The 24,106-nt window shown below is 32.8% G+C and carries 23 protein-coding genes; 15 read left to right on the top strand and 8 right to left on the bottom strand.

Annotated features, from left to right (window positions below; genetic code table 11):
* Window positions 1-4: 4 nt before the first annotated feature.
* Complete coding sequence (locus V1T75_RS07030) at window positions 5-634, top strand: polysaccharide deacetylase family protein (RefSeq protein WP_330487842.1); 630 nt, start codon at window positions 5-7, stop codon at window positions 632-634.
* Here the strand turns inward: V1T75_RS07030 and V1T75_RS07025 are convergent.
* Window positions 631-924, bottom strand: coding sequence for a thioredoxin family protein (locus V1T75_RS07025; protein WP_099215056.1), 294 nt, complete (start codon window positions 922-924; stop codon window positions 631-633). The genes V1T75_RS07030 and V1T75_RS07025 overlap by 4 nt on opposite strands.
* Before the next feature lie 87 nt (window positions 925-1,011).
* Window positions 1,012-2,235 carry a metallophosphoesterase gene (locus tag V1T75_RS07020; protein WP_330487841.1) on the bottom strand — a complete coding sequence of 408 codons (1,224 nt, stop codon included), beginning with the start codon at window positions 2,233-2,235 and terminating at the stop codon, window positions 1,012-1,014.
* A gap of 172 nt (window positions 2,236-2,407) precedes the next feature.
* Here V1T75_RS07020 and polA point away from each other — a divergent pair, with 172 nt between their 5' ends.
* Window positions 2,408-5,230 carry a DNA polymerase I gene (polA, locus tag V1T75_RS07015; RefSeq protein ID WP_330487840.1) on the top strand — a complete coding sequence of 941 codons (2,823 nt, stop codon included), beginning with the start codon at window positions 2,408-2,410 and terminating at the stop codon, window positions 5,228-5,230.
* Here the strand turns inward: polA and V1T75_RS07010 are convergent.
* Entirely contained in the window at window positions 5,227-6,183 is a 957-nt protein-coding gene (locus tag V1T75_RS07010; RefSeq protein ID WP_330487839.1) for a helix-turn-helix transcriptional regulator, read from the bottom strand. The two genes, polA and V1T75_RS07010, sit on opposite strands and share 4 nt — an antisense overlap.
* Before the next feature lie 212 nt (window positions 6,184-6,395).
* Here V1T75_RS07010 and V1T75_RS07005 point away from each other — a divergent pair, with 212 nt between their 5' ends.
* Together V1T75_RS07005 and V1T75_RS07000 are read left to right on the top strand one after the other, a co-directional pair.
* Entirely contained in the window at window positions 6,396-6,887 is a 492-nt protein-coding gene (locus V1T75_RS07005; RefSeq protein WP_330487838.1) for a DinB family protein, read from the top strand.
* Between the two features lie 10 nt (window positions 6,888-6,897).
* Window positions 6,898-7,116 carry a hypothetical protein gene (locus V1T75_RS07000; protein ID WP_330487837.1) on the top strand — a complete coding sequence of 73 codons (219 nt, stop codon included), beginning with the start codon at window positions 6,898-6,900 and terminating at the stop codon, window positions 7,114-7,116.
* 108 nt (window positions 7,117-7,224) lie between these two features.
* On the opposite strand, the gene V1T75_RS06995 is transcribed toward V1T75_RS07000, so the two are convergent.
* Together V1T75_RS06995 and V1T75_RS06990 are read right to left on the bottom strand one after the other, a co-directional pair.
* Entirely contained in the window at window positions 7,225-8,820 is a 1,596-nt protein-coding gene (locus tag V1T75_RS06995) for an Ig-like domain-containing protein (RefSeq protein WP_330487836.1), read from the bottom strand.
* 54 nt (window positions 8,821-8,874) lie between these two features.
* A complete protein-coding gene (locus tag V1T75_RS06990) occupies window positions 8,875-9,567 on the bottom strand; it encodes a ComF family protein (protein ID WP_330487835.1) in 693 nt (230 codons plus the stop codon).
* A 52-nt stretch (window positions 9,568-9,619) separates the two neighbouring features.
* Here V1T75_RS06990 and V1T75_RS06985 point away from each other — a divergent pair, with 52 nt between their 5' ends.
* The 5 genes from V1T75_RS06985 to V1T75_RS06965 all read left to right on the top strand — a co-directional run bounded on the left by V1T75_RS06985 (window position 9,620) and on the right by V1T75_RS06965 (window position 14,076).
* On the top strand, window positions 9,620-10,180 hold the full coding sequence (locus V1T75_RS06985) for a class I SAM-dependent methyltransferase (RefSeq protein ID WP_330487834.1): 561 nt from the start codon (window positions 9,620-9,622) through the stop codon (window positions 10,178-10,180).
* Between the two features lie 44 nt (window positions 10,181-10,224).
* Window positions 10,225-11,127, top strand: a complete 903-nt coding sequence (locus tag V1T75_RS06980; RefSeq protein ID WP_330487833.1) for a hypothetical protein — start codon at window positions 10,225-10,227, stop codon at window positions 11,125-11,127.
* A 51-nt stretch (window positions 11,128-11,178) separates the two neighbouring features.
* Window positions 11,179-12,057, top strand: coding sequence for a hypothetical protein (locus tag V1T75_RS06975; RefSeq protein ID WP_330487832.1), 879 nt, complete (start codon window positions 11,179-11,181; stop codon window positions 12,055-12,057).
* Window positions 12,058-12,165: 108 nt separating this feature from the next.
* Window positions 12,166-13,713 carry a glycine--tRNA ligase gene (locus V1T75_RS06970; RefSeq protein ID WP_330487831.1) on the top strand — a complete coding sequence of 516 codons (1,548 nt, stop codon included), beginning with the start codon at window positions 12,166-12,168 and terminating at the stop codon, window positions 13,711-13,713.
* A gap of 135 nt (window positions 13,714-13,848) precedes the next feature.
* Window positions 13,849-14,076 (top strand): hypothetical protein, encoded by a 228-nt coding sequence (locus V1T75_RS06965; RefSeq protein WP_330487830.1) that lies wholly within the window; start codon window positions 13,849-13,851, stop codon window positions 14,074-14,076.
* A gap of 31 nt (window positions 14,077-14,107) precedes the next feature.
* Here V1T75_RS06965 and V1T75_RS06960 read toward each other — a convergent pair whose 3' ends face one another.
* Entirely contained in the window at window positions 14,108-15,760 is a 1,653-nt protein-coding gene (locus tag V1T75_RS06960) for a G-D-S-L family lipolytic protein (protein WP_330487829.1), read from the bottom strand.
* An 11-nt stretch (window positions 15,761-15,771) separates the two neighbouring features.
* Entirely contained in the window at window positions 15,772-18,480 is a 2,709-nt protein-coding gene (locus V1T75_RS06955; RefSeq protein WP_330487828.1) for a TonB-dependent receptor, read from the bottom strand.
* A gap of 193 nt (window positions 18,481-18,673) precedes the next feature.
* Between V1T75_RS06955 and V1T75_RS06950 the strand changes: the two genes are divergently transcribed.
* From V1T75_RS06950 to serS, 3 genes are all read left to right on the top strand, one after another.
* Complete coding sequence (locus V1T75_RS06950; RefSeq protein WP_330487827.1) at window positions 18,674-19,612, top strand: bifunctional riboflavin kinase/FAD synthetase; 939 nt, start codon at window positions 18,674-18,676, stop codon at window positions 19,610-19,612.
* Between the two features lie 99 nt (window positions 19,613-19,711).
* Window positions 19,712-19,996 (top strand): helix-turn-helix domain-containing protein, encoded by a 285-nt coding sequence (locus V1T75_RS06945; protein WP_330487826.1) that lies wholly within the window; start codon window positions 19,712-19,714, stop codon window positions 19,994-19,996.
* Window positions 19,997-20,062: 66 nt separating this feature from the next.
* A complete protein-coding gene (gene serS, locus V1T75_RS06940) occupies window positions 20,063-21,337 on the top strand; it encodes a serine--tRNA ligase (RefSeq protein WP_330487825.1) in 1,275 nt (424 codons plus the stop codon).
* Between the two features lie 91 nt (window positions 21,338-21,428).
* Here serS and V1T75_RS06935 read toward each other — a convergent pair whose 3' ends face one another.
* The gene (locus V1T75_RS06935; protein ID WP_164506679.1) at window positions 21,429-21,572 is read right to left on the bottom strand and encodes a hypothetical protein; all 144 of its coding nucleotides are present in this window, start codon (window positions 21,570-21,572) and stop codon (window positions 21,429-21,431) included.
* Between the two features lie 176 nt (window positions 21,573-21,748).
* Here V1T75_RS06935 and V1T75_RS06930 point away from each other — a divergent pair, with 176 nt between their 5' ends.
* Genes V1T75_RS06930 through V1T75_RS06920 form a run of 3 tightly spaced genes read left to right on the top strand, consistent with a single transcriptional unit; the run spans window position 21,749 to window position 24,105 of the window.
* On the top strand, window positions 21,749-23,524 hold the full coding sequence (locus V1T75_RS06930; protein WP_330487824.1) for a tetratricopeptide repeat protein: 1,776 nt from the start codon (window positions 21,749-21,751) through the stop codon (window positions 23,522-23,524).
* Window positions 23,525-23,576: 52 nt separating this feature from the next.
* A complete protein-coding gene (locus V1T75_RS06925) occupies window positions 23,577-23,906 on the top strand; it encodes a DUF4286 family protein (RefSeq protein ID WP_330487823.1) in 330 nt (109 codons plus the stop codon).
* 1 nt (window position 23,907) lies between these two features.
* Window positions 23,908-24,105 carry a hypothetical protein gene (locus V1T75_RS06920; protein WP_330487822.1) on the top strand — a complete coding sequence of 66 codons (198 nt, stop codon included), beginning with the start codon at window positions 23,908-23,910 and terminating at the stop codon, window positions 24,103-24,105.
* Window position 24,106: the final 1 nt, after the last annotated feature.

Raw genomic sequence — 24,106 nt, 5'->3', positions numbered from 1 at the left:
TTTAATGAGGTTATATTTTATAAAGACACCACGTATACTTAAACAACTTTTTGCTAAGTATACGTGGTCTTTTTTTACCAATAAGAAAGAAATATACCTCACTTTTGATGATGGCCCTATTCCTGAGGTTACTGAATTTGTACTTAATCAATTGAATAAATTCAATGCAAAAGCCACCTTTTTTTGTATTGGTGATAATGTTCGAAAACACCCTGCTGTTTTTTCAAGAATAGTTAACGAAGGACATTCGGTAGGAAACCATACTTTTAATCACTTAAACGGCTGGGAAAACAGTAATACGGCTTATATTGAAAACACGAGTAAATGTGAAAGCTTATTACCTAATCAAAGAACAAAATTATTTCGTCCTCCGTACGGAAAAATAAAGAGAAGACAAGCCAAGCAACTTCTTACTAATGGTTATAAAATTATTATGTGGGATGTATTATCAGCAGATTTTGATCCGACTATCACGAAGGAAACATGTTTACAAAACGTACTTAAAAACGTTGAGAATGGGAGTATCATCGTTTTTCACGACAGTATAAAAGCTAGCGACAACTTGTATTATGCGCTTCCAAAAGTTTTAAAAGAATTTTCGCAAAGAGGGTATGACTTTAAAGCAATCACTTAAACAAACTGCTGAACCAATCCTATTAGGGTATTTGCGTCTTGCTCTCCTGTTTGACGCCATTTCATCTCACCGTTTTTATAAATCATAAAAGTAGGATTCCCCTTAACTCGTAAGGCATCGGCAAGAATTTCATTCTTTTTAATATCTATTTTAATTACTTTGGCTTTATCACCTAATGCAGCAGCTACATCACGAAGTGTGTCTAAACTAGGTTCTAACTCACTCCAATCTGCATAAAAATCGATTAACACAGGTTTGTTAATGCTTATAATTTCACCAAACTTTGTCATCTTTTGCATACGTTTAATCACTAAAGAGTCTAAAATTACTAATTTTTTGTTAGGTAATTAGTATCAAATTCTTAAAAATACTGAAAATCAGGCTTTTTTTAACTCAATTACCGTAATTTCTGGCCAAATTCCTACCCTACCAGGAAAGGCATGATATCCAAAACCTCTATTTACATTAATATACCTATCGTACTCTTTATACAATCCTGCCCATTGCTTATAGACATATTTTGACGGACTCCATTTAATCCAACCAGGAATTTCAATACCAAACTGTAAACCATGCGTATGTCCACTTAAGGTTAAATGATAATTAAAGTCATCTTGTTTTACTTTATATTCCCAATGGCTTGGATCGTGCGATAGCAAAATTTTAAAATCGTCTTGTTGCACTTCTTTAGAAGCTACTTGCAAATCGCCTGCTTTGTTAAAACCCTTTCCCCAATTCTCTACTCCTATCAATGCTATTCTTTGCCCATCTTTTTCAATATATCTATGCTCATTTAACAATAAATCAAATCCTATTTTAGGATGAATCTCTTTTACCGCCTGAAAATTTGCTTTTTTATCTTCTGGTGTTTTCCAATCAGAATAATCACCATAATCATGATTCCCTAAAATAGAATATTTTCCCATAGGAGCTTTCAATTCAGAAAACACAGACATCCAATCGTCCATTTCATAAGCAAAATTATTCACAATATCTCCTGTAAATAAAATCATATCAGATTGTTGCTGATTGATTAAGTCTACTCCATATTTTATTTTTTCTTTATTATCAAAACTCCCTGAGTGAATATCGGTAATGTGAGATATGGTAAGTCCGTCAAAAGCCTCAGGCAAATCTTTAAAGCTTAACTGATATTTTAGTACTTTGTAATTGTATTTTCCTTTAAAAATACCGTATAGCATACTTGCAAATGGTAGTGCTGCCAACCCTAAGGCTAGTTTTGATATAAAAGCTCTTCTACCAACCAAGTCTTTGGTTTCTTCTTTGAACAAAAACGAGATTCCTTTTTGAGACCACCTAACTACATCTTCTCCAAACATCAATAAGAAAATTACCACTTTAGGAACCAAAACAAGTAAAAGCATACCCATTGCCCATTGAAATTCTCTTGTTTGCCCTGAACTCCTATCGTAACCAAAAATTACATAAAAAAAGTGTATGTAAGCTAACAACCCAATCAACAACCATCCATAACGAATAAGTTTACTTCTTGTAAGTGTTTTGATTGCTTGAAAAGCATACGCTTCAAACACAATAATTATTGCGGATATTATAATAACTGTAACTAACCAACGAGACATCTATTTCATTTTTAAGGAGAAACAAAGATACTGCGATTCTTAAAATTGATTTTTAACATCTTGTTAAAGTTTTGTAGCTTTACCTCCAAAGTTCATAGAAACAATAGTTTTTCTACTTTTTTTGTAAACACATCGGTATCAATATTTTATTTCAACAGGCTCAAAACACAACATGGCAAATTATAAACGACTTTTTTTACTCGACGCATACGCGTTAATTTTTAGAGGATATTATGCCTTTATAAAAAACCCACGTATCAATTCAAAAGGGTTAGACACCTCAGCTATTATGGGGTTTACCAACTCTTTACTAGATGTAATAAAGCGTGAAAAACCAGATTATTTAGCCGTTTGCTTTGACAAAGGAGGAAGTACTGACCGCGTTGAAGCTTTTGAAGATTACAAAGCAAACCGACAAGAAACTCCTGAAGCTATTCGTTTAGCAGTGCCTTATATTGAAAAAATATTAGAAGCCATGAATATTCCTGCCATTGTAAAAGAAGGGTATGAAGCTGATGATATTATAGGAACACTTGCTAAAAAAGCCGAGAAAGAAGGGCTTCACACCTATATGGTAACGCCAGATAAGGATTTTGCCCAACTGGTTTCTGAACATATTTTTATGTATCGTCCACCTCGTATGGGAAATGGATATGAAAAATGGGGTATTGAAGAAGTAAAAACTAAGTTTGGTGTTGAAAGCCCATTACAAGTAATTGACTTTTTAGGAATGATGGGTGATGCTGTTGATAACATTCCTGGTTTGCCTGGTGTTGGTGAAAAAACAGCCAAAAAATTCATTGCCGCTTATGGAAGTATGGAAGGCTTGTTTGAAAATATACATGAGCTAAAAGGAAAAATGAAAGAAAAAGTAGAAGCCAATCAAGAATTAGGCTTGCTTTCTAAAAAACTAGCGACCATTATGCTAGATGTTCCTGTTGAGTTAGAATTGGATAAATTGGTTTTTGAGCAACCCAATATTGAAGCGACCAAAGAAATTTTTACTGAATTAGAATTTCGTCGTTTAACCGAAAATTTCTTAAAAACATTTGCTCCTTCTGAAGAAACTACTACCACGACTGAAAAACCTAAAACAACAAAGGCTAGTACCGCAGGTCAGTTTGATTTATTTGCAACTCCTGGTAGTGGAAGCACTACTAAAGACACAAATATTAACGGTTTTAAAATCATTGAAAACACAAATCATTTCTATCAATTAGTAGAGACCCCTCTTTCAAGAAAATTATTGTTAGAGAAATTAATGCAACAAAGTTCTGTGTGTTTTGATACGGAAACAACCGGATTAAAAGCCTTAGAAGTTGAGCTAATTGGAATTGCTTTTTCATGGGAAGTAGGTAAAGGGTACTATGTTTCATTTCCAGAAGATCAAGAAGAAACAAAGACTATTCTAGAAGAGTTCCGATCATTTTTTGAAGCTGAAACCATTGAAAAAATTGGTCATAATTTAAAATACGATATCAAAGTATTATCAAATTACAACATGCCTGTAAAAGGGAGTTTGTTTGACACCATGATTGCGCATTACCTTATCAATCCTGATATGCGTCACAACATGGATGTGCTTGCTGAAACCTACTTAAACTATCAACCTGTGTCTATTACAGAATTGATTGGTAAAAAAGGTAAAAATCAACTTTCAATGCGACAAGTTGAACTCCCTAAGCAAACCGAATATGCTGTTGAAGATGCAGACATTACCTATCAGTTAAAAGAGCATTTTTCTAAAGAGCTAGAAAGTGGTAATGTTACGAAGTTATTCAACGAAGTAGAAACACCATTAGTTTCTGTACTAACAGCTATGGAGATTGAAGGTATTAATTTAGATACTGATTTCTTAAAAACACTTTCGATAGCCTTATCTAAAGACATCTTACAACTTGAGCAAAATATATACGAACAGGCCGGTGAAGAATTTAACATTGCATCACCTAAACAATTAGGTCCCATCTTGTTTGATAAACTAAAACTAGTTGACAAACCTAAGAAGACTAAAACAGGTCAATATTCAACAGCAGAAGATGTCCTTTCTTATTTAGCTAAAGACCATCAAATAGTTGCTGATATTTTAGAATATCGTCAGTATAAAAAATTACAAAGTACTTATGTTGATGCACTTCCTAATGAAATTAACCCTAAAACTAGAAGAGTGCACACCGTATACGCTCAGGCTGTTGCAGCTACAGGACGCTTAAGTTCTAACAATCCGAACTTACAAAACATTCCTATTCGTACAAAACGCGGACAAGAAGTGCGTAAGGCCTTTATTCCGAGAAATGAAGACTTTGTATTGTTAGCGGCTGATTACAGTCAGATTGAACTACGAATTATCGCTGCTTTAAGTGAAGAAGAAACGATGATTAAAGCCTTTCAACATGGTGAAGACATTCACGCTTCTACTGCTGCAAAAGTATTCAACGTTCCCATTGAAGAGGTAACCCGTGAACAACGTAGCAATGCTAAAACGGTAAACTTTGGAATTATTTACGGCGTTTCTGCCTTCGGATTGAGCAATCAAACCGATTTGTCTCGTAAAGAGGCGAAAGAGTTGATTGATACCTATTATGCAACCTATCCGAAACTACGAAATTATATTTCTAAGCAGGTAGATTTTGCGCGTGAACACGGATATGTAGAAACGATATTACATCGTCGTCGTTATTTAAAAGACATCAATTCTCGAAATGCTATTGTTCGTGGTGCTGCAGAAAGGAATGCGGTAAACGCTCCTATTCAGGGGTCTGCTGCCGACATCATTAAACTTGCCATGATTAATATTTACAAGCGATTTGAACAAGAAAACTTTAAGTCGAAAATGTTATTACAGGTACATGATGAATTGGTTTTTGATGCTCATAAAGATGAATTGGATACTATTAAACCGATTATTAAACACGAAATGGAAAACGCCTTTAAAATGAGCGTTCCGTTAGATGTTGAAATTGATACAGGAGCAAACTGGTTAGAAGCGCATTAAAGTTTAGCAATTGCCTTTGCTAAAATCTCTTTTACCTGAAGTTTTAAACTTTCTGGTTCAATGATTTTGGCATAATCTGAAAACACCATGTACCATCTTGAAAAACCGTGCTCTATATAAGATGTCATGAATGTCATTTCTACTTGGTTTCCTTTTACTTTTTCAGAGACAAAACCATGTTGCATTTTGCTATTGTTAATATATCGCACCACACTTTTATCAACAGAAATAACAACTTTTGTTTTGGGTATATTTTCATGCTGGTTGCGATATTCATCTAACGTAATGTGTTCTCTAGTAAAATTATGTTGGGTTGATTTTATCGCTAACATTCTATCGGTTCTAAACTGTCTGTAATCGCTTCTTAAATGACAAAAAGCCAATACATACCAAAATCCTGATTCGTGATAAATCCCCACAGGTTCCACAAAACGCTCAGAAGGTGCTTCTCTATTTAATGCTTGATATTTTAAAAATACCTGTCTTTTTTCTGCAATGCTTTCAAACAAGGTTTCAAGTGCATTTGGCAGACTATCATTAAACAATTTATTTGTAGGATCCACCAATATTTGTGATTCTAAGGCAGAAATCCAATCTTTTTCACGACCGCGCAACACTGATTTTAGCTTCATCATAGCAGATTCATAGTAGTTCCCTAAAGATTTATCTACAAACTTCTGCATTAATTTTTCGGCTGCCACAAAACTTCCTACTTCTTCTCTAGTAAACATAACAGGTGGCAAACGGTATCCTTCCATAATAGAATAACCAACTCCTGCTTCACTTATAATGGGTACTCCTGATGCTTCAAGGGTTCGTATATCACGATAAATGGTACGTAGGCTCACCTCAAATCTATCAGCTAATTCTTGTGCTTTTACTATACGTTTAGATTGTAACTGAATAAGAATGGCTACAATTCTATCAAAACGTTTTACCGTGTCTAAACTCATAATGTGATAACATATTTCCCAAAGATAGGATTTCAGGCTGAAGTATTTTTTAAATTTTAGCTTCAACATAATAACGATACTTTATACAAAGTAACATACAGTAGGTGACAACCGCTTGTCAATAGTCTTTTTTAAAGTTTATTTTTTCCTGCTGACATAAAGCTGTCACCACCCCATAGTATTTTTGGTTTCAAATAATAAAAATTATAATTATGGAATCAACAACGAACACATTATTAGAACAAGTAATTACACCTTCTGAGTTATTAGCACATTGGCAAGGACATCGAGGTCTAACCAGAAGAACTATTGAAGCTTTTCCTGAGGAAGCCTTTTTTAATTACTCTATAGGAGGTATGCGTACTTTTGCTGAGATGGTTATGGAACTTTTGGGTATAGCAGGTCCAGGTATTAAAGAAATTGCTACTGGAGAAATTCAAGAATTAATTGAAGAGGTTGATCACGGCAACAAAAAAGCAAAAATTCTTGAATTTTGGGATAAGGCTACAGATGAAATTAACACTTATTGGGCTAAGATAAAACCAGAGCAGTTTCAACAAAACATTAAAATCTTTGGTCAATATGAAGGTACGGTTTGGTCATCCATCTTTTATTTTATTGATAATGAAATCCATCATCGCGGACAAGCGTATGTGTATTTACGCGCTTTAGGTATTGAACCTCCATTTTTTTATGAACGTTAATCAAGCTAAAATGAAAACAGTTTTGGTATTTAAAACATCCGTTACAAAAAACAAAGAAATTAAAATTGTTCAACCTACTTTAAATCGTTTGATTACCGAAAATGACCGCTGGAATTTTGACTTAGAAGATTGTGACAATATTCTTCGGGTAGAGGCTCAAATGGTTAAAGCTGATGCCGTTTTAAAAGCAATACAACATCATGGTTTTTATTGTGAAGAATTGTTGTAAAAACAGCTATATTTTCTAGAAACAACAAAGTATAATGTAATAAGAAACCGAATAGAGAAGCAATTAGTTTCTTTATTCGGTTTCTTTATTCTTTCAAGATGGTATTATCTATTTTATTACAAATGTTTCATTTTGTATCCAGTTAGCCCTTAGTTTAAACACAGTTTCTAAATAGATAATTTGCTCTGGCTGTTTTCTTAACAAGAAATCTCCAGTATCCCACATACGATTGTTGTTTTTATCAACTATAGCCCTAACACTATATTCTTTCGGATCTAATAGGGTAAATTCTATTTTTTTAGACGAAGTAAGGTATCTTTTTTCTACGACCTTATCTTGACTTAATAGTTCAATAATAACAGGAAATTCTGTTTCTTTTTTAACATCCAATACAATACTTCCATAATCTTCTACAGTACGCGTTGTGAATTTATAATCTAACGTATCGTTTGTCGTTTCATAAAGATCAATTATTCCTTTGGGTACCCCTTTAAAAATGTATCCATATTTAGGTTTCTTTTCAAACAATACAGCTAATTTATTAATCGACTGCTTTTTCAACTCAAAAGGGACAGCAACAGTATCTTGATCAATCAATGAAAACTTTGACTTATCATAAGAAACAATTGGGTTGTTTGTTTGGATAAACATGGTGTCTTTTAAGTTTAAAATGCCATTTACACTAGATGACACAGATAAAGAGTCGATCTTCTTTTTTCTTAAAAACACGGTTACAGTGTCTTTAAAATTTTGGTTATTCACTATAAAATTTAAGGAATCTTTCTCTATAGGTGTATGCCAATAATTAAGTGTATCTTTATCTTCCTCAAACTGAGTAAATGATTTGTAATCTTGTGGAACTTCCGATAGCAATTCAATAGTCATGTCTTTTTGCTTACCTTCAAAACCGAACTGAATTTTTCCTTTTGTAACCTCTTTTCCTCTTTTAAATTTATACGGCTGAATTTCTTTAAAAAAACGAATGGGTTTGTTTAGTAAAGTATCTTTAGCTAACGTAATTGTATCTATTACAAAACCTATTTTATCTGTTCTACTATTAAATATATAATCGTTTGATGGTTCTTTTAACGCTAACATTAAATACTTTCCTTCACGCAGGTTACTAAACTCAAAATTTGTAGAATCTAACGTACTTGTTACATAGTTTGGTTTTTTCTTAAAAACAATAGAATCATTGTAGGTACTATCGAGCTTGTATAACAACACACTTACTTCTTTTACTTCTTTTTTATCAAAAGCATCAGCTACTGCACCTTTAATTTTTAAAGAATCAATATAATTTCCTGTTGAAAACACATATTTAAAACTCTCTAACTTATTGTTTTCATTGTTATCCTGAACAGCATTCCCAAAGTTAAAAGTATAGGTAGTATTTGGTTGTAATGTGTCTAATATTTTAATATTAATATACTTACTCGGTGTTCCTTGAGGCGTAATTAACAACGGGTTTTTCATTGGAGGAGAAACGACCAACTGTTTTTGCAAATCTTTTAAAATAATATACTCATCAAAATAAATACGAATATTATCCTCTTTAAAATGAATCGTTTCATACGGAGGATTTGCAGTAACCATTATAGGTGGAGTTTCATCTTTAGGACCTCCTTCAGGTCGTCCTTTACGTGCACAACTACTTATTAAAAAAGCGAAAAGAGTTACTAAGATAAAGTGTTTATTTTTCACAAATTAATGGTTTAAAATCCATTTTCAAAAGTAGTAAATTAAGATGGAATGGTATCAGTCTTTTTGTGTATACGCCATCGTTGCAACACTAATTGTAATGTTTTTTGTTTTTAAAAGCTCGTTTGCACAAGCTTCTAATGTTGCTCCTGTAGTAATAACATCATCAATCAGTAAAACATGTTTATTCTCAAAAAGAGTGGTATTAACAAGCTTAAATTTTGTGTTGCTATTAGAAAATCGTTCAAATCGTTGTTTTAAGGTTTGTGTTGTTGTTTTAGAGGTTCTAATAAGAACATTTGGTATATACTCTATGCTTAAAATATCACTCAATCGTTCACCAAACATAGTTACTTGATTATAGCCCCTACTTCGAAGCTTTTTTAAATGTAAAGGTACGGGAACAATGTAATCTACCTCTGCAAACGTATTCATTATTTTTAACTTCTCACCAAACCAGTCTGCTATGAATACCCCTATTGCCTGCTGCTTTTTATATTTTAACTCATGGATCAGTTTTTGAGTAACTCCATTCTTTTTGTAGAAAAGAAAAGAACGGACATTTTGAATAGGCACTTTTCCATAAAAATTTGACATTAATGTAACATTTATATGCTTATTATCGTCTATAATTGGTAAGTCGTTTTTACAGATAGTACATAAGAATGTTTCATTTTGTAACAACGTTATTTCACAATTAACACATAAATTGGGATAGAATAAATAGAATATCTCTTTTAAAAATTGCATCTTTACAAGCCTTTTTTAACAGAAAGATACAAAAAACAACAGAAGTTATATTTTGAGTAAAAAGTTTAATTTTTTCAAAGAAGCCGTAAAAAATTACAAAACATCAGGTACAATTGTTCCAAGTTCTAAATACTTGGCACATAAAATGCTAAAAGAAATTGACTTTAAAACGGCTGAAGTTATTGTAGAACTAGGCCCTGGAAATGGCGCTATAACTCAATATATTTTAAAAAAACTCCACCCAAAGACCATACTTATTTGCTTTGAAATAAACGATGCTTTTTACCAGGAGTTAAAAAAAATAAATCACTCCCAATTAATTGTTTTAAAAGCTTCTGCCGAAAACATAAAGTTAGAAATAGAAAAGTTAGGCTATACAAAAGCAGACTATATTGTTTCTAGTTTACCTTTAACTATAATTCCTAAAGAAATATCGCACTCCATCTTAACAAAAAGCTATAACTTTTTAACTACTACTGGGCTTTTTATTCAATATCAGTACAGTTTAACCTATTATAAAAAACTGAAAGAAGTCTTCGGCAATGCAATTAATTTAAGCTTTGAGCCTCTAAATTTTCCCCCTGCTTTTATTTACAAATGTGTTAAAAAATAAATAGTATATTAGCACAGAGCATAACCCTCATTACAACCCCTAAAATGATGCCTGTCTCAAAAATAAAAAACAACGGCTTCATTGCCTTTTTAATTTTACTAATACTTGTTATTGGGTTTTTATCTTATGAAAACGCCAGAGATTACTCTGAACTCAAAGCTGTTTTTGAGCTTGAAAAAAAGGAACTTGAAAGTGAATTAACAACTATTATTGAAGACTATGAAGAGGCTAGTTATAAGAAAAGTGAGTACTCATTAAAGCTAAAAGGTGAACTTCATAAAGTAATTCAACTCAGAGACTCTGTAACAAACTTAAAGGAAGTAGACTATAAATTTATTAGGTACTACAGAAAAAGAACTGGGATACTTATTGAGGAAAACAAAAAACTTTTTACTCAAATAAACCGCCTTAATTCAATTAACAATGAATTAATTACAAAAAACGATAGTGTTCAAGAAGCCCTATTAGTTAAAGAAAAACAAAATGCAAAACTCACCAATATAAATCATTTTTTAAGCAAAGAAAAACAAGCCTTAAAAAAGAAAATAGCTACTGCAGAAGTTATTGAAATTTCTACTATAAAAGCAGAAGCTATGAAGAAGAAAAAAAATGGAAGGTTTACCTCAACCTCCAGATCTAACAAAGTGAATGCCTTTAAAATAGAATTTGATTTGTTAGAAAACAAAATAGCATCTCCTGGCCCTAAAGAAGTTTATATTCAAGTAATAGACACCAACAAGAACGTTATTACCCCCATTAAAGAAGTAAGTTTACAAAACAATAAAAAAATATGGTGTAGTGATATTTTAATTGCAGAATATAACAACAAACAACTATCTATGATTTCTTTTGTAAATGTGGATAGTAAAATTAGTGCAGGCACTTATCATATAAACACATTTGTAAATGGTATTCTTACAGGCAATAAATCTTTAGCACTTAAATAAAAAACACTCAAATTAATAAATAACTTAATATAATCAATCCCCCCCTAAATCATGAATCAACAAAAAACCAAGAATGTTTCAATTTTAGTATTAATTATCTTATCTCTTTTCCTTTTTTATTACTCATTTCAAAAGTCAAATGAAAACAAAAATCTTCAAAACATATTCTTAGAAGAAAAAGCCGAGTTACAACAAGATCTCGACGAAATGATTAAAGACTACACCGATGTTGTAATTGGTAAAAAACGTTTAGCTGATAGACTAGAAATAGAGTTAACAAAAATGAAAAATTTAAGAGACTCTATAAAAGAATTAAAATCTGATAATTTTGGTCTTATTGGAAAATACCGAAGAAGGATTGCTAGTTTAGAACGCGAAAACAAAAAACTCTTCATTCAAATAGACTCTCTAAATAGTGCCAATGAAGCCTTAACACAAGAAAATGTTATCGCCAACGAAATTTTACAGCAAAAAGATAGTGTAAATGAAACTTTAACAGAAAAAAACAAAGAGTTGGAAGCCAAAGTAGCAATTGGCGGAGTTATTAAAACTAGTCCTGTAAGGGCTATTGCTATGAAAGAGCGTAGTAGTGGTAAATTAACCTCTACAAGTAGGTCGAGTAGAACAGATGCTTTCAGAATTAATTTCGATTTGTTAGAAAACCCAATTACTACTGCTGGTGAAAAAAATGTTTATATTCAAATTATTGATGAAAATAAAAAAGTAGTCGCTCCTAAAGGAAAAACTGACTTAAAAAACGGGCAAAAAGTTCAGTATACAGACTCTCTTGAAGTTAACTATAACAACAACCGTTTAAGTCTTGTTTCTTTAGTTTTAGTTAATAGAGACGATATTAAAAAAGGAAAGTATACTATTAGTGCTTTTGTTGATGGTGTATATTCAGGAAACACTACCATAAATTTACGATAAGAGTTGTTAAAAATAAAAAATGTAACTAAAGAGTGAAGAGTTTAATTAATTCTTCACTTTTTTCTTTTTACATACCTTTAGTTTAAATCCTTGTTTTATTTTTGCAACATGGCAAAACAAGAAGATCAATTTAAAAAAGTATTATCACACGCAAAAGAATACGGATATGTATTCCAGTCATCTGAAATTTACGATGGTTTAAGTGCGGTATATGATTATGCTCAAAACGGAGTAGAATTAAAGAAAAATATTCGTGATTATTGGTGGAAAGCAATGGTGCAAATGCACGAAAACATTGTAGGTATTGACGCATCAATACTAATGCACCCAACTACTTGGAAAGCCTCAGGCCACGTTGATGCTTTCAACGATCCTTTAATTGACAATAAAGACTCTAAAAAGCGTTATAGAGCAGATGTTTTAGTTGAAGATTTCAGAGAAAAAATTAATGAAAAAATTCAAAAAGACATCACTAAGGCAAAAAAACGTTTTGGAGATGCTTTTGATGAACATGAATTTAGAAGTACCAATCCAAATGTTTTAAGACGTCAAAAACAAATGGACGAGATAACTCTTGAACTTACAAGAGTGCAAGAAGAAAACGATTTAGAAGGGTTTAGAAACTTAATTATAAACTTAGGTATTACTTGTCCTGTTTCAGGTTCTAAAAACTGGACAGAAGTTAAGCAGTTTAACTTAATGTTTGGTACGCAACTTGGCGCTTCTGCAGACAGTTCTACTAAGGTATATTTACGTCCAGAAACCGCACAAGGTATTTTTGTAAACTTCTTAAACGTACAAAAAACTGGGCGTATGAAAATTCCTTTCGGAATTGCTCAAACAGGTAAAGCCTTTCGTAATGAAATTGTAGCACGTCAGTTTATTTTTAGAATGCGTGAATTTGAGCAAATGGAAATGCAGTTTTTTGTAAAACCAGGGACTCAAAAAGAGTGGTATGAAAAATGGAAAGAGAACCGCTTAAAATGGCATATGTCTTTAGGTATGGGAGAAGAAAATTATCGCTTTCATGACCATGATAAGCTAGCGCATTATGCTGATGCTGCAGCTGATATTGAATTTAATTTTCCTTTTGGGTTTAAAGAGCTAGAAGGAATCCACTCGCGTACTGACTTCGATTTGAGTCAGCATGAAAAATTTTCTGGTAAAAAACTTCAGTACTTCGACCATGAAGATAATACAAGTTATGTTCCCTATGTAGTTGAAACCTCAATTGGTTTAGACAGGATGTTTTTAGCTGTTTTCTCTAATTCTTTACAAGAAGAGGAGTTGGAAAATGGTTCTACACGAACTGTTTTAAAATTACCAGCAGTATTAGCTCCAACTAAAGCCGCTATTTTACCGTTGGTTAAAAAAGATGGGTTACCTGAGGTAGCTCGTAAAATTGTGGACGATTTAAAATGGGATTTCAATGTTGTTTATGATGAAAAAGATGCTGTTGGAAGAAGATATCGTCGTCAAGATGCTGTTGGTACACCTTTTTGTATTACTGTAGACCATGACACTTTAGAAGACCATACTGTTACCATTCGTCATAGAGATACTATGGAACAAAAACGTGTTAAAATAGAAGAATTAAGCAACATTATTAAACAAGAGGTAGATGTACGCTCTTGGCTACAAAAAATGGAAGCATAACTCTGAAAACGACAAAATAAAACAAGAATCCTAAACGTAACGGTTTGGGATTTTTATTTTTGCGATAGTAAATAACGTTACAAACCTTAACATTACTTAGAAGCTTTAATAGTAAACTAAAACTAAGAAAAATAGATGAAAACTATACTTAAAATATTATTCATCATCTTTTTAATTTGGATGATTGTAGGGGCTTATCTTTTAAACACAGAGCACCCTAAAGCTCAAGTCGTAATGGGCTTAGGCGTTTTATACATGTCTTTTATATTAATGCCTTTATTTATCTATTACAGATACAAAGATGGCAAGTATAAAAAATATGTAATGAATTCTGATAAAGACAAAAAAAAAGCTGAAGAGTAATCTTCAGCTTTTTTATTTTATATACAGTGCACTATTGTAACGTAGGCGAGTAATTTGTTGGGTAATCATCTGGTTTGGCTAAACCATCTTTACCAACAGTAAAGTTAGATCCGTAGGTAACATCAATAGCAGCTAACATTTTATTAGCCATTAAAGCATACCCTCTACCGGTTAAGTGAATTCCATCCAAACCAACTAAACCACCAGTTACTAAACTAGTATTCATATTGTAATTTCCGAACTCTAACCCAACTGTAGAAGCTTCTTCTAAAATAGCTTTAAAATCTACAAAAGCATATCCATTGGTATCTGCCATTGTTTTAAGACTTGTATTATACGCATCTGTTGCTACTTTTATTTCTGCTTGTTCACTAGGAACTAATACCCATTTGTCTTCTAATGGTAAAGACACTCCTTCTACAGAAAACATTCCTGCTAACTGTCCTGGTAAGCCTTGCATCATTAAAAACTGAACAGAATCCGTGTTTACTTCCCCTATTACATTCATGCTAGGCAGTACTAATAAATCATCTTCAGTTGCTTGTCTTGCTTGACCATAATAAGTACCTAATAACCCAGCTACTTTTTGTAAAGTGGTTACATCGGTAGGCAATCCAAAGCTCGCCACGAAAGGAGGGAACGTAGGACTTGCTAACAAAGCTCCCACAATTTGAGCCGTTTTATCTTCCAACGATTCATCCTTAATCACAACGGCACTTGCAGCATCTGTAGCAAATACAATTGATCTTTCTGGAACACCAATAGCCTCAAAAACTCCATTGATAGCTCCAAAAACATTATTTAATGTTGGTATTTGTGCACCAAAACTTGGATTGCTTGGATCTAAAGGAGCATATGGTACCGTCGTAAAATGAGGTAAACTAGTAATATATGGTAAGTTTGCTACTACACCTTTTGCTCCTGTTGATTTTAAGGCTGTTTCAACCGTACTTAAAGCAAAATCAAAGGTTGCGGTAGGTGTAATTGGACTAGAACCGTCTCCTCCAGAGATAGCATACCCTAACACATCGTTTCCTCCAAACTCAGACAACGTAAAAAATGTTGGACTTTGACCAACTGCCAATTCAATAATAGAAGCATTTGTATTGCCAGCTACTCTCACAGCATAAGGATTTGCAGCTGCTGGAAAATTAGCTAAACTACCATATCCTGGTGCGATAAAATGCGTACTCTTTGCTCCTGGCACTCCTACATTATTGAACGGTCCTGTTGGATTGTTCAATGCAAAATCTGTAGTAGACACTGCCATAGGATTAACATTACTTAAAGAGGTTGGCCCTTCACCATTAAAAGTTAGTCTTACATCAAATAACCTTTCTCCTGTTACTGGATGTAATACAGGGTTTCCTGCTAAAATTAAACCTCCATAATTATCATTCATTAAAGGCTGTGTAAAATCTCCGCCGCCTACCATCGCAAATTTTTTAGCTAAGGTATTTGGAAACGAATTTTGTTGCCCTGCTTTAAATAAAGCATTGTCAGTAAAACCAGCTGTAAAAGAGGCTCCGATAGCAACGTATTTTGAAAAATCTGCGCTTCCTGCTTGTAATGCTACGGTACTCTCTGCTTCCCCTTTTATTTCGGGTAATGTGTTATCTACATCACAGGCGGCTAACCCTAGAAATAATGCAGACAAAAAAGTATATTTAATTGTATTTTTCATTGTTTCTTTTTTTAGTTGTTGATTGTCCAAGAAATGTAGTACTGAGAACCTACTGCTCCTACTCCAGGTGCACTTAAATACTCTTCTCCTGTTAAATTAGACCCTCCTACTTTAAACACTGATTTAATTGAAGGAACAGAATAGTTAATTTGGGCATCAAGAACTGTTCTTTCCTCTACAGTACCTTCTAAGAAAGTAGACTGCCAGTAGAACTCATTTTGCCAACGAGCACTAACATTGAATCCGAAGTTTTCAAATAAATTTGAATGTCCAAATTGCATTTTTACTTTGTGCTCTGGTGTATTAAATCCAGCTTCAAAATCAGGGTCAGCAGCTTGATCAAAATCAAACTTAGACCATGTATAGTTTAATCCGACATCAAATCCATTAAATATTTTAGTATTCAATCCTAAACCAACTCCGTAAGAATCTACATCAACTGTTGAGTTCGTTTTTACACTAAATGTTCTAACTAAGTCTCTATTCGTTAAATTACCCACGGTTACTGGTGTATTTGGATCTACCAATACAACTACATCTTTATTAGAAATAAAGTCAGAATACATATTATAGTATGTACTAAAATCAATAGACAACTTATTCTCCCCTAAAGGAACCGCTGCACGATAACCAACTTCAAAAGATTTTACTTTTTCTGGCTCTACTAAATCTGTAGTTGCCAAAGTAGGATTTCCATTTGCAATAGAGTTAGCAGAATACCCTCTATCAAACACATCTTGTCCTGTTAAAACAAAACTTCCTGTTGTTGTAATTGCTGGTGCAGAAAAACGCCCAATATTATCCGGAGCTGTTCCTAAAATAAATCCTGCTCCTGTTGCTAAACCGATATATTGGTCCTGCGTTGTTGGGTTACGGAAACCTGTTTGGAAAGACGCTCTAAAGTTGTGATTCTTATTTTCTCCTGCTGCATATGCTAACGAAACTCTTGGAGTAAAGTTTCCATCAAAATTATCTGACTTATCATAACGAATAGATCCTGTAAATTTTAAACGATCATCCATCATTTTCTTTTGAATTTGAGTATACAACCCATATTCTCCATATTTAATTGGACCATCACTATCGGTATAAATAGTTCCATAAGAGTTCAATCTGTATTGTCTATATGACCCTCCTACTTGAACCTCTGCCCAATCAATATAATCGCGTAAATTTAAGTTACCATCTGCATGATAATAACTTGTATTATCTCTAAACTTTGATCCAGTTAATAAATCTGGATCTGCCGTTACTTCATTAAAAAGTCTTGTAAACTCAGCAGAACCAGGCTCTGGTCTTCCTGTATCAGCAACTGCTCTTGCCGCTGCATGATTTGATGCTGGCACTCCCGGAATAACCCCTAAATAGGCTGCTGCATACTGTCCGAACCAATCTGTATTAGATTTCCATTTGCTGTTGATATTAATGGCTGCAAAACGAGTATCATAAGAATCTCCTGCATCTTCTCCTGCATAATATCCTCGTATAAAAAAGTTTTTACCTCTTACTTCTAATTTATGTTGTTCCATAAAGAAGTTAGCTAAATTATAGCGGTTTTGACCTTGGTAAATTGTATTTCCTCTACCATATTTAGAATTCCAAATAATTTCAACACGGTCATTACCTAAAGGACGATAATGGATTGCTCCATTGAATTTTACACTTTTAGCTTCGTTAGACATTAGGTCTACTTCTCTATACCCTGTTCTACTAACCTTTCCGATAGCTCCTCCTAAATCAACAGAAACTTCGTCTCCATATACATTAGCTCCATCGTAGTTAGGATCGTCATTATGACTCATCCCTGGAATATAAGTACCTCCAATACCTGTTGTGTTTCTATAATCAGTTGCATGCCATTCTTCTCCTTTTAAGTAAGAAAAACTCGCTTTCACTGCTAAGTAATCATCAAAAGCATGTGCCATTTTAATAGTAGCATCATAATAGCCATTATCTCCTGCTGCTTCTTGACTTGTCAAACCTGTTTTTAAACCAACGCTGATTCCCTGCTCATTAAACGGGCTCTCACTACGCATTAACATAATACCATTAAATGCATTGGCTCCATATAAAGCAGAAGCTGCTCCTGGTAATATCTCAACACTTTTTACATCTACTTCAGAAATCCCTAATAAGTTTCCAATAGCAAAGTTTAATGCTGGAGAGGCATTATCCATTCCATCAACCAACTGTACAAAACGCTCATTACCAAAGGTAGCGAAACCACGTGTGTTTACTGTTTTAAACGTTAAACCTCCTGAGTTAATATCAACTCCTTTTAAATTTTCTAATCCATCGTAATATGAAGCTGAAGCTGTATTTTTAATTGCTCTTGAATCAAAACGTTCAATTGTCACAGGAGATTCCATCACACGTTCTGGAGTTCTCGAAGCCGATACAACTACCTCATCTAAAGAAGTGGCATTTTCTGTTAAGCTAACCTCAACAACTTGGTTGTTTTTTGTTATCTCAACTGTTTTTGTTTGATACCCTAAAGAAGAAATTTCAATGGTAAACGGAGGGATATCTGTTACCGTCATTGTAAACTTACCATCAAAATCAGTGGATGTTCCCACTGCTTTTCTCGAAACTTTAATGTTTGCTCCTGGTAGTGGTCCACCAAGCGAAGCATCATTAACCGTACCTGTAATGGTAGTTTGAGCAACCATCATTGCTGTACCAAATAGCACAAATGCAACAAGTAATAGTTTTTTCATCATAATGTAAAATAATTTGTTAACTGTAGTGCAAAATACAATTTTTTTTCATTTGCGAAATATTTACCCTGTTTTTTTGTAATTATACTAATTATTAAGATAAAAACTTACCAAAAGCTAATTTTAGTTTTTATTTATTAATTTATTATTTATCATCTTATACAAATTGTATTTTTGCCTAAACTTATTGGTAGTCTTGGAAATTATACATTCTATTTTTGATATTAGCCCCTCTCAAAAAACGATGGTTACCATCGGTACTTTTGATGGAGTTCATATTGGTCATCAAAAAATTATTGAGAAACTAGTTAGTGAAGCAAAAGCTAGTGATAAAAAATCGGTGTTGCTAACATTTTTTCCTCACCCAAGAATGGTGCTACAAAAAGATGTTTCTATTAAATTAATCAACACAATTGATGAAAGAGCACAGCATCTCGAAAAATTAGGTTTGGATTATTTAATCATTCATCCTTTTAGCAGAGAGTTTTCTAGACTTACTGCCTTAGATTTTGTTCGTGATATTTTAGTAAACCAACTACGTATTTCTAAATTAATTATTGGTTACGATCATCATTTTGGAAAAAATAGAGAAGGTAATATTGAACAATTAACCGAGTACTCTCACTTATACGATTTTACTGTTGAAGAAATTCCTGCTCAAGATATAGATGAAGTATCGGTTAGCTCTACCAAAATTAGAAAAGCCCTTGCCAATGGGCATTTAAAAACTGCTAATAATTACTTAGGGTATAACTTTTCACTTGCTGGGAAAGTTGTAAATGGAAAACAACTAGGTGGCAAAATAGGCTTCCCAACTGCCAATATTGATATTGCAGAAGATTACAAATTAATCCCTAAAACAGGGGTTTATATCGTAAAATCTATTATTAATACTAGCACTGTTTATGGAATGATGAATATTGGTAACCGACCAACAGTTGATGGAGAACATCAAACTATTGAAGTGCATTATTTCAATTTTAACCAAAACTTATATGGTAAAGAGTTAACTATTGAGCTACTTTACTATTTAAGAGACGAACAAAAGTTCGATTCTGTTTCTGGCTTAATTTCTCAATTAAAAAAAGACGAGCAAAACTCAATGCTTTTTTTAAAAAGTTACGCCAAGCTCTAACCTTAAAATCATACTCAAAGCCCCCCGGTTTCAAATAGCTTTAGAATTAGTATTATTGACGTAACTACATACAAAGTTAATTTTTTTAAAACCTACATAATGACAAGTATGTCATTATGTATTTCATATGTTTTTAAGATTTTGTATCGAAAAAGAATAATGCTGTCAAAAAAGGAGATTACCTTAAAAAAGGTAGCCCTTTGTGTAAAAACATTAAGGGAAGAGTATCATATTACTTCAAGTGAGTTTTATATTGATACAGGAATACATTTAGCGAGAATAGAACAAGGAAAAACAAATATCACGATTACTACTCTTCAGAAAATTTGTGATTATTTCAATATTACTCTATCAGATTTCTTTATGATGCTTGAAGAAATTTAGTACATAAAACACATTGCTTAAGTCTACAGCTTCTTTTATCTTTGCTATTCTTAAAAAATTAAAAAGATGTTACAGGTTCAGTTTATTAGAGAAAACAAACAAACTGTTTTAGACGGATTGGCAAAACGTAATTTTGCTAATGCCGAAACAATTATTGAAGAGGTATTAACTGCTGATGAAACACGTAGAACTACACAAGTTTCTTTAGATACTATTTTAGCTGAATCGAACAAAATATCCAAAGAAATTGGGGGGCTTTTTAAATCTGGTAAAATTGAAGAAGCAAATCAACTGAAAGCAAAAACAGGTGAATTAAAAGAGCAATCTAAACAATTCACAGAAGAATTAAACGCAGTTGTAGAGAAGCTAAACGAATTGTTATATCAAATTCCTAATGTTCCTCACCCGTCTGTAAAAGCAGGAAAGAGTGAAGAAGATAATGAAGAAGTTTTTAAGGAAGGAACAGTTCCTAATTTAGGAGAAAACGCATTACCTCATTGGGAATTAGCAAAAAAATACGATATCATTGATTTTGATTTAGGTGCTAAAATTACAGGGGCTGGCTTTCCTGTTTACAAAGGAAAAGGAGCTCGTTTACAACGTGCTTTAATCAATTATTTTCTAGATAAGAATACAGCTGCTGGATACAACGAGGTGCAGGTTCCTCATTTGGTGAATGAAGCTTCTGGTTTTGGAACAGGACAATTGCCTGACAAAGAAGGGCAAATGTACCATGTAACAGGTGATAACTTATACTTAATACCAACAGCAGAAGTACCTGTTACTAATATGTTTAGAGGTGATTTAGTACAAGAAAGTGATTTACCAATTGCTGTTACGGGCTACACCCCTTGTTTCCGTCGTGAAGCAGGTAGCTACGGAGCACACGTTCGTGGACTAAACCGTTTGCACCAGTTTGATAAGGTTGAAATTGTTCGTGTTGAGCACCCTGATAATTCTTACAACGCTTTGAATGGAATGGTGGAACACATCAAAGAAATTTTACGTGAATTAAAATTACCCTATCGTATTTTACGCTTATGTGGTGGAGATACTGGTTTTACCGCTGCCCTAACCTTCGATTTTGAATTGTATTCTACAGCTCAAGAACGTTGGTTGGAAATTAGTTCTGCTTCAAACTTTGAAACGTTTCAAGCAAACCGCTTAAAACTACGTTTTAAAAACAAAGACGGTAAAAGCCAATTGGTACACACTTTAAATGGAAGTTCTTTAGCACTACCTCGAGTATTGGCTGGTATTTTAGAAAACTACCAGACTGAAAAAGGAATTAAAATTCCTGAAGTATTAATTCCTTACTGTGGTTTTGATATGATTGATTAATTAATCTTCAAGATAAAAATAAAAAAATCCCAAGCCTCAATTACGATGCTTGGGATTTTTAATTAATCAATCCCCATTGAAAAAAATATGTTTAATTGGCAACCACTGCCACCATTAATCTCTTGTATTTATTCATTTCTAACAATGCTTCAAAGTATTGAGGTATTTGACCTTTTCTCATAAACTCATTTGCATTCTGCTTTGCTATTTCATATTGTGTCGTAAAATTTCTCATAGTTTACATTGTTTCGTTGTTTTACTAATAAGACAAAGTTCGTGCCAAAATGTTACACTGCTTTTCAAAAAAGCAACTCTTTTAATAGTATTTTAACAATTATGTTCTGTATTTTTGATAGATAGAATCCTCAAAAATGAATTAAGCCCCTCAAAAAACGCTTAAAATTTTTCCAAATGAAGAAAATCATTATCCTATTTAATTTATTGATTTTAAGCCTGTTTTGTCACGCACAACAAAACGAATTTATTATTGCTGAAAATTATTTTAGAAACAATGAATATGAAAAGGCAATTCAGTTATACAAAAAATTATACGACCAAAGCCCATTTAATACAACCTACTTAAAAAAGTTAATTACTTGTTATCAAGAAACTGAACAATTTACAGTTGCTGAAAATTTACTTATACAAAAACTAAAAGAAAAACCTAACTTATCTTATTTACACGTAGTTCTTGGTTATAATTTTGAACGTCAAGAAAAAAATGAAGATGCCAACAAGCAATATCAAAAAGCAATTGAATCTATTAATAAAAAAGCCAATTATGGTTCTTTAATCGCTGGGTTGTTTAAAAACTACAACAAATTAGATTTAGCCATTGAAGCGTTTAATAAAGTGATGACCGTTAACCCAAAGGCCAATTATGGGTTTCAATTAGCGCAGATTTATGGTGAAAAAGGAGATTTTGAACAGATGTTTAAATCTTATGTTGATTTGGTTGATAAAAATGAAGGTTACCTTAACAATGTTAAGCGCTACGCTGGTAAGTATTTAACCGATGATAGTGAAGATGAAAATAACCTTTTGTTTAAAAAAGCACTATTACGTAAGTCTATAAGCAACCCTAAAGATAGCTGGAACGATTTACTTTCTTGGTTGTTTATTAGACAAAAACAGTATAACAAAGCACTTATTCAAAACAAAGCATTATTGGCTAGAGACCCTAATAATTTAGGTAAAATTAATGACTTAGGTAAAATAGCTCTTGAAAATAAAGATTACACTGTTGCAAAAGAGTGTTTCGATTTAATTATTGAAAAAACAAATTATCCTAGAGATAAGTTTGGAGCCATAAATAATAACTTAAAAATTGCTATAGAAACCAAACAACCTGATATAGAAGGACGTTTTAATGCCATTTTCAAAGAATATGGAATTAATTCAAAAACGCTTTTCACACAAATAGAGTATGCTAATTATTTAACTTTTACCAAAAACAATCCAGCAGCAGCAGCGACTGTTTTAAAAAATGCTTTGAACTTTACCAATTCAAAATTTATAAATGCTTCTATAAAACTTAAACTTGGTGATGTTTTTGTGTATATGGGGAAGTTTAACAAAGGGTTAATTTATTTTTCTCAAGTTCAAACATTATTCAAAAACAATTACATAGGTCAAGAAGCCCGCTTTAAAGTAGCGCAAGCTTCTTACTTTAAAAATGATTTCACTTGGGCAAAAGCTCAGTTAAAAATTTTAAAAGGCTCTGCCACACAACTCATTGCGAATGATGCTGCTGATTTGTTCTTAACTATTTCAGATAACGAACCCAAAGACAGCATTACTACAGGCTTAAAAGAATATGCGAAAGCAGACTTATTATCCTATCAAAATAAAAATGACGAAGCAATTGCTATTTTTAACGACATCATTACTAATTATAGAGGACAACCAATTGAAGATGAAGCCTTGTTTAAGCAAGCACAATTGTTTGTGAAAAAGAAATCATACGATCAAGCTATTTTAAACTATACTAAAATAATAGCATTAGATAAAAAAGGAATTTATGTTGATAATGCATATTATCAGATGGCTGAATTATACAGCAACGAATTAAATAATCTTGAAAAAGCTAAAGAATACTATCAAAAGATTATTTTTGACCACCCATCGAGTATTTACCTCGTAGAAGCTCGAAAGAAGTTCAGAAAATTAAGAGGAGACGATATTTAATAAATCAATTTAAAGATGTATCAATTGCGATGCATTTTCCAAATTAAAAAAAATGTACATATACAACGTAACAATAAATATAGACGAAACTATACATGCTGAATGGTTAACTTGGATTGAAAGTCATATACCAGAAGTGTTAGCCACCGGACATTTTTTAAGCGCTAAAATGACACAGGTGTTGGTTGAAGAGGAAATGGGAGGTGTCACCTACTCTATTCAATATACTGCAAAAACACGTGAAGATTTGGATAACTATTATAAACATAGTGCAGACAAACTACGCAATGACGGATTAAAAAAGTTTGCTGACAAAATGCTTGCTTTTCGCACCGAATTAAAGGTTGTTAATGAATTTTTTCCAGCAGTGAATAGTAACTAGAATGCGAGAAAAAATTTATCGAAACAAAAAAGTAGTCTTACTTATTGGTATAAGTATAATTACTATTGGTGGAATAATGGGGTTTTATACCTACGGAAATGAGCCCGAGGAAACCATCAGTGGCATAGTTAGTGGAATAGGTTTTGGCGTAACATTTATAACACTAACATTAAAATCACCAAACAAGCAGATACTCTAAA

It is taken from the genome of Tenacibaculum sp. FZY0031 (assembly GCF_036350695.1).
Lineage (GTDB): Bacteria > Bacteroidota > Bacteroidia > Flavobacteriales > Flavobacteriaceae > Polaribacter.
The sequence above is the reverse complement of the archived record's forward strand: the minus strand, read 5'-3'. Positions and strand labels throughout refer to the sequence as shown.

Excerpts from the sequence above, each read along its gene's own strand:
- V1T75_RS07030 (WP_330487842.1), top strand. The coding sequence starts at position 5 with ATGAGGTTATATTTTATAAAGACACCACGTATACTTAAACAACTTTTT.
- V1T75_RS06990 (WP_330487835.1), bottom strand. The coding sequence starts at position 9,567 with ATGCAATTTTTAAAAGAGATATTCTATTTATTCTATCCCAATTTATGT.
- V1T75_RS06955 (WP_330487828.1), bottom strand. The coding sequence starts at position 18,480 with ATGATGAAAAAACTATTACTTGTTGCATTTGTGCTATTTGGTACAGCA.
- serS (WP_330487825.1), top strand. The coding sequence starts at position 20,063 with ATGTTACAGGTTCAGTTTATTAGAGAAAACAAACAAACTGTTTTAGAC.
- V1T75_RS06925 (WP_330487823.1), top strand. The coding sequence starts at position 23,577 with ATGTACATATACAACGTAACAATAAATATAGACGAAACTATACATGCT.
- V1T75_RS06980 (WP_330487833.1), top strand. The coding sequence starts at position 10,225 with ATGATGCCTGTCTCAAAAATAAAAAACAACGGCTTCATTGCCTTTTTA.
- V1T75_RS07025 (WP_099215056.1), bottom strand. The coding sequence starts at position 924 with ATGACAAAGTTTGGTGAAATTATAAGCATTAACAAACCTGTGTTAATC.
- V1T75_RS06975 (WP_330487832.1), top strand. The coding sequence starts at position 11,179 with ATGAATCAACAAAAAACCAAGAATGTTTCAATTTTAGTATTAATTATC.
- V1T75_RS06930 (WP_330487824.1), top strand. The coding sequence starts at position 21,749 with ATGAAGAAAATCATTATCCTATTTAATTTATTGATTTTAAGCCTGTTT.
- polA (WP_330487840.1), top strand. The coding sequence starts at position 2,408 with ATGGCAAATTATAAACGACTTTTTTTACTCGACGCATACGCGTTAATT.
- V1T75_RS06945 (WP_330487826.1), top strand. The coding sequence starts at position 19,712 with ATGACAAGTATGTCATTATGTATTTCATATGTTTTTAAGATTTTGTAT.
- V1T75_RS07010 (WP_330487839.1), bottom strand. The coding sequence starts at position 6,183 with ATGAGTTTAGACACGGTAAAACGTTTTGATAGAATTGTAGCCATTCTT.
- V1T75_RS06970 (WP_330487831.1), top strand. The coding sequence starts at position 12,166 with ATGGCAAAACAAGAAGATCAATTTAAAAAAGTATTATCACACGCAAAA.
- V1T75_RS07020 (WP_330487841.1), bottom strand. The coding sequence starts at position 2,235 with ATGTCTCGTTGGTTAGTTACAGTTATTATAATATCCGCAATAATTATT.
- V1T75_RS07005 (WP_330487838.1), top strand. The coding sequence starts at position 6,396 with ATGGAATCAACAACGAACACATTATTAGAACAAGTAATTACACCTTCT.
- V1T75_RS06935 (WP_164506679.1), bottom strand. The coding sequence starts at position 21,572 with ATGAGAAATTTTACGACACAATATGAAATAGCAAAGCAGAATGCAAAT.
- V1T75_RS06965 (WP_330487830.1), top strand. The coding sequence starts at position 13,849 with ATGAAAACTATACTTAAAATATTATTCATCATCTTTTTAATTTGGATG.
- V1T75_RS07000 (WP_330487837.1), top strand. The coding sequence starts at position 6,898 with ATGAAAACAGTTTTGGTATTTAAAACATCCGTTACAAAAAACAAAGAA.
- V1T75_RS06920 (WP_330487822.1), top strand. The coding sequence starts at position 23,908 with ATGCGAGAAAAAATTTATCGAAACAAAAAAGTAGTCTTACTTATTGGT.
- V1T75_RS06960 (WP_330487829.1), bottom strand. The coding sequence starts at position 15,760 with ATGAAAAATACAATTAAATATACTTTTTTGTCTGCATTATTTCTAGGG.